The 4,555-nt window shown below is 60.8% G+C and carries 6 protein-coding genes; 5 read left to right on the top strand and 1 reads right to left on the bottom strand.

All coding sequences use genetic code 11. The annotated features are described in order from the left end of the window. Positions 1–506, top strand: a 506-nt coding sequence (locus ABYW26_RS10975) for a glutathione S-transferase family protein (RefSeq protein ID WP_372604902.1), incomplete at its 5' end; no start/stop codon positions are given. Positions 507–587: 81 nt separating this feature from the next. Continuing rightward, complete coding sequence (gene queG, locus ABYW26_RS10970; protein ID WP_372604901.1) at positions 588–1,613, top strand: tRNA epoxyqueuosine(34) reductase QueG; 1,026 nt, start codon at positions 588–590, stop codon at positions 1,611–1,613. Positions 1,614–1,637: 24 nt separating this feature from the next. Here queG and ABYW26_RS10965 read toward each other — a convergent pair whose 3' ends face one another. After that, positions 1,638–2,450, bottom strand: a complete 813-nt coding sequence (locus ABYW26_RS10965) for a DUF4198 domain-containing protein (RefSeq protein ID WP_372604900.1) — start codon at positions 2,448–2,450, stop codon at positions 1,638–1,640. On the opposite strand from ABYW26_RS10965, the gene ABYW26_RS10960 reads away from it, so the two are divergent. The 3 genes from ABYW26_RS10960 to ABYW26_RS10950 all read left to right on the top strand — a co-directional run. Then, positions 2,449–3,612 (top strand): HupE/UreJ family protein, encoded by a 1,164-nt coding sequence (locus ABYW26_RS10960; RefSeq protein ID WP_372604899.1) that lies wholly within the window; start codon positions 2,449–2,451, stop codon positions 3,610–3,612. The genes ABYW26_RS10965 and ABYW26_RS10960 overlap by 2 nt on opposite strands. A gap of 58 nt (positions 3,613–3,670) precedes the next feature. Then, positions 3,671–3,865: a hypothetical protein gene (locus tag ABYW26_RS10955; protein WP_372604898.1), complete on the top strand. Its 195-nt coding sequence runs from the start codon at positions 3,671–3,673 to the stop codon at positions 3,863–3,865. 64 nt (positions 3,866–3,929) lie between these two features. Beyond that, on the top strand, positions 3,930–4,555 hold a 626-nt coding region (locus tag ABYW26_RS10950), incomplete at its 3' end, for a DMT family transporter (RefSeq protein ID WP_372604897.1).

Raw genomic sequence — 4,555 nt, 5'->3', positions numbered from 1 at the left:
GTATGGATGGCCGCACCATGTCGGAAAGCCAGGCGATCTGCGAATATATCGAGGAAACCCACCCCAACCCGCCGCTGCTGCCCACCAGCCCCGAGGCGCGATTCGAAGTGCGGCGGCTGGTGTTCTGGTTCGACGACAAGTTCCACGACGAAGTGACGTCGAAATTGCTGTATGAACGGGTGAACAAAAAGATGATGGGGCTGGGCTATCCCGACAGCAAGAACGTCAAGGCCGGGGCGCAGAAGATCAAGTATCATCTGGACTATCTGGGCTGGTTGCTGGATCAGCGGCGCTGGCTGGCCGGGGACGTGATGACGCTGGCCGATTTTACGGCGGCTGCGCATTTGTCTTGTCTGGACTATATTTCCGACGTCGATTGGAACCGGAACGCCAATGTGAAGGACTGGTATGCCAAGATCAAATCGCGTCCGGCCTTTCGCGGGCTGCTGGCCGATCAGGTGCCGGGCTTTCCGCCGCCCGCGCATTATGCCGATCTGGATTTCTGAACCGGGGGGCTGTCTGCCCCCCCTTCGCCTGCGGCGAATTCCCCCCCGAGGATATTTCCACGAAGAAGAAGGGCGCGGGCGATGCTGAAGGATCGGCTGATCGCGCGGGCGCTTGAGGAAGGCTTTGCCAAATGCCGGGTGACGCGGCCCGATGCGGTGCCCGAGTTGCCGGCGCGGCTGGCCGGGTTTGTGGCGCAGGGGCGGCATGGCCAGATGGGCTGGATGGCCGAGCGGATGGCGTGGCGCGGCGATCCGGCGGCTCTGTGGCCCGAGGCGCGGTCAGTGATCATGTTGGCCGAACCCTATACGCCCGCGCATGACCCGATGGCGGTGCTGGATCAGCCCGATCACGGCGCGATTTCGGTCTATGCGCAGAATCGCGATTACCATGATGTTCTGAAAAAGCGGCTAAAGCGGCTGGGGCGCTGGTTGTTGGAGCAGGCCCCCGACGAGCAGATCAAGGTTTTCGTCGATACGGCACCGGTGATGGAAAAGCCGTTGGCGGCGGCGGCGGGGCTGGGTTGGCAGGGCAAGCATACCAATCTGTTGTCCCGTGATCTGGGCAGTTGGTTCTTTCTGGGCGCGATCTTTACCACGCTGGAAATCGAGCCTGATTCACCTGAAAACGGCTCTTGTGGGTCATGCCGGGCTTGTCTGGATATCTGTCCGACCGGGGCCTTTCCGGCGCCGAACCAGTTGGACGCGCGGCGGTGCATTTCCTATTTGACGATCGAGCATCACGGTCCGGTGGACCCGGAATTGCGGGCGCTGATGGGCAACCGCATTTATGGCTGCGACGATTGTCTGGCCGTCTGCCCGTGGAACAAGTTCGCGGTGCAGGCGCGTGAGGTGAAATATGCGGCCCGCCCCGAGTTGATAGCGCCGCCTTTGGCGGAATTGGCCCGGTTGGACGACGCGGGTTTTCGGGCGATGTTTTCGGGATCGCCGGTCAAGCGGATCGGGCGTGATCGCTTTGTGCGCAATGTTCTTTATGCGATCGGGAACTCGGGCGAAGCGGCTTTGATACCGGCGGCGCAGGCGTTGCTTGACGATCCGGACGAGGCGGTTTCAGACGCGGCGCGCTGGGCGGTTGCACGACTGAAATAGGGTCTGTTTTCGCGAAAACAGTCACTAATCCAGCGGAATCATGAAGGTAAGCGCGGCCCAAAGCGATTGCCAAACCGGTCCAGCCTTGGGGTCGTCATTGCCGGTATCCAGCAGCATCACAGCGTCGAGCAGGTATTCGTGACCGGGTAGAACCGGCACAGAAACCTGCCCAAGGGCGTCGGTTTGCAGTTTTGTGATCACAACGTCGCCGCTTGGGCTGCGCTGAAACACTTCGAGCTGGGTATCGACGCGTGGGGCGCCGCGATACAGCACCTGAACCGGCAAGCCTTGGGACAAATCATCGGTATAGGGGTTTTTCAGGGCGATGATTTCAGTCTCCAGCCCGACGTCGCGGTCTTGTCCGTGGCCGTCACCGACCGCGACAAGCGATTTGGCATAGCGGCGATAGGTTTCGCTGAACCCGATTTGCGGCAGGCCACGGGCGGCGTGGCGGTTCAGAGCGTCGGGAAAGGCCTTGTGCGTCACGAAAGCGGTGAATTTGCTCCAATCCGTATAGGTCAGCAGGTTGTCGGTGGTTTCATGCACGATGATCGCCAGTCCCTGACCGGGCGCGGGGGCGGCCATGGCGGGTTGATCGCCCATTCGACCGGTGATTTTCGTCACTATTTCACCTTGAATCATCTCAAACCGGCTGAGACGGTTCGGCAGATAGGACAGGGGTGCGCCGCTAAAATCCTGACCTAGCCGCAGATCAGTCAGCACTGGCGCGCCCGGTTCAACCTGATAGCTTTGCGGTGAAAGCCAAAACTCGTGGGCAAGGGCGGTTTCTGCACTAAGTGACAGGAACGCGGTCAGGAACAGGATGAATTTTCGCATGCGGCGGACCTTTTCAAAGATACGATTCAATCTGACCCTGCGTGGGCTGAGGTCAAGTTTTCTGGCGCTTGGTGCCTTGTTTGTGATGACCTTGCCCGGTTTGGCGCATGAGGTGCGGCCTGCCGTCGGGGATGTGACCATCGGGGCGGACACGGTGCGTATCGATCTGCGGGTAACCTTGGAATCGCTGGTTGCGGGGATTGATCTGGCCGGGTTGGCGGATACCAATGAATCGCCCTTGTCGGGATATTATGACCTGCTGCGCGGCAAATCCGCCGCTGATCTTGACGCGGCGTTCCGCAAGGCATGGCCGCGCATTCAGTCTGGCATTTTCATTCAGGTCGATGGGGCGGCGTTGACCCCGGAGATCGCGGAATTGCGCATTCCCGAGGTCGGGGATGTGTCTTTGCCGCGCGATTCAATCCTGACGCTGAGCGCGGCTTTGCCGCCCGGTGACAGCCCCGTTCAGGCCGGGTGGATGGCGGGTTATGGGCCGCTGGTGCTGCGGCAGATTGGCGAAGGCGAGGATCTTTATACCGGGTATCTGACCGGCGGTGCGCTGAGCGATCCGATGCCGCGCGTTGGCGTGGCCCAGATCGGCGCCTTGACCGAATTCGGGCGCTATATCGTGCTGGGGTTCGAGCATATCGTGCCCAAGGGGCTGGATCATATCCTGTTCGTTCTGGGGCTGTTTTTGTTCTCGCTGCATCTGCGGCCGCTGCTGATGCAGGTCACGGCCTTTACCTTGGCCCATACGGTGACCTTGGCGCTGGCGAGCCTGAAAATCGTTACTATTCCGGCGGAAATCGTCGAACCTTTGATTGCGGCCTCGATTGTGTTCGTCGCGGTCGAGAACATTCTGGGCGGGAGGATCACTTGGCGCAGGGTTGCGGTGGTGTTCGGGTTCGGGCTGTTGCATGGGCTGGGGTTTGCCAGCGTTCTGGGCGAGATCGGGCTGAATCCGGCACGGTTTGTCGCGGATCTGGTCGCCTTTAACGTCGGCGTTGAAATCGGTCAGTTGGCGGTGATTTCGGTGGCGTTTCTGGCGTTTGGCGCATGGTTCGGGCGCAAGCCTTGGTATCGCACGCGGGTGGTCATCCCGATTTCCGCGCTGATCGCGGTCACGGGTGCATGGTGGATGATCCAGCGGATTATCCTCTAGAGTCGGATGAATCGGCGGAATGTGTTAGGATCGTCCCTTTAATGGGAGGATAAGCACCATGCCACGCAGTCCACTGGACCACCCCGGCGATCATTCCGAAGGCCATCGCGCCGAGCAGTTCAGCAAGATCGAACATGCCGCGGCCCCGAACAATTCGGCCAAGGCGCTGCATCGTCGAACGGCTGACCATGATGTGCCGTCGGGGCGGGCAAAAGAGTTTCTCAAGATTGACCGCAAGGCGCAGGGACAATAATTTCCGCTTGCAGTTTGGCCCGTTCGGGTCGACAGGGGATTTACCCCTGAAAGGTATGTCCTGAATGCACCCGGCCCGCGCGATCATCTTTAAACTGATGTCCGTCACCCTGTTCGTGACGATGTCTGCGCTGATCAAAGCGGCCTCGGCACATGTCCCGCCGGGCGAGGCGGTGTTTTTCCGGTCGTTCTTTGCGCTGCCGGTGATTGTCGGCTGGCTGACCTTCCGGCGCGAACTGGCCACCGGATTTCACAGCGACAACCCATTAGGGCATTTCTGGCGCGGTTTGGTCGGCACCAGCGCGATGGGGTTGATGTTTGCCGGGCTGGGCCTGTTGCCGCTGCCCGAGGTCACGGCGATCGGCTATGCCACGCCGGTTTTGGTCGTTGTCTTTGCCGCGATGTTTCTGGGCGAAGAGGTGCGGCTGTTTCGGCTGGGTGCGGTGGCGCTGGGCCTGATCGGGGTGCTGATCGTGCTGTCACCGCGGCTGACCGCGTTTTCCCAGCACGAACTGGACGCCCGCCAAACCCTTGGCGCAATCGTGGTGCTGGCCGGGGCCGGGTGCGCGGCCTTGGCGCAGGTGTTCATCCGCAAGCTGGTGCAGACCGAACAGACCGCGACCATCGTGTTTTGGTTCTCGGTCTCGGCGTCGGTTTTGTCGCTGCTGACTATTCCATTCGGCTGGGTGAT

It is taken from the genome of Actibacterium sp. (genome assembly GCF_041584535.1).
Lineage (GTDB): Bacteria > Pseudomonadota > Alphaproteobacteria > Rhodobacterales > Rhodobacteraceae > Actibacterium_D.
Note: the sequence above shows the minus strand (reverse complement) of the source record. Positions and strands in the feature narration are given on the sequence as shown.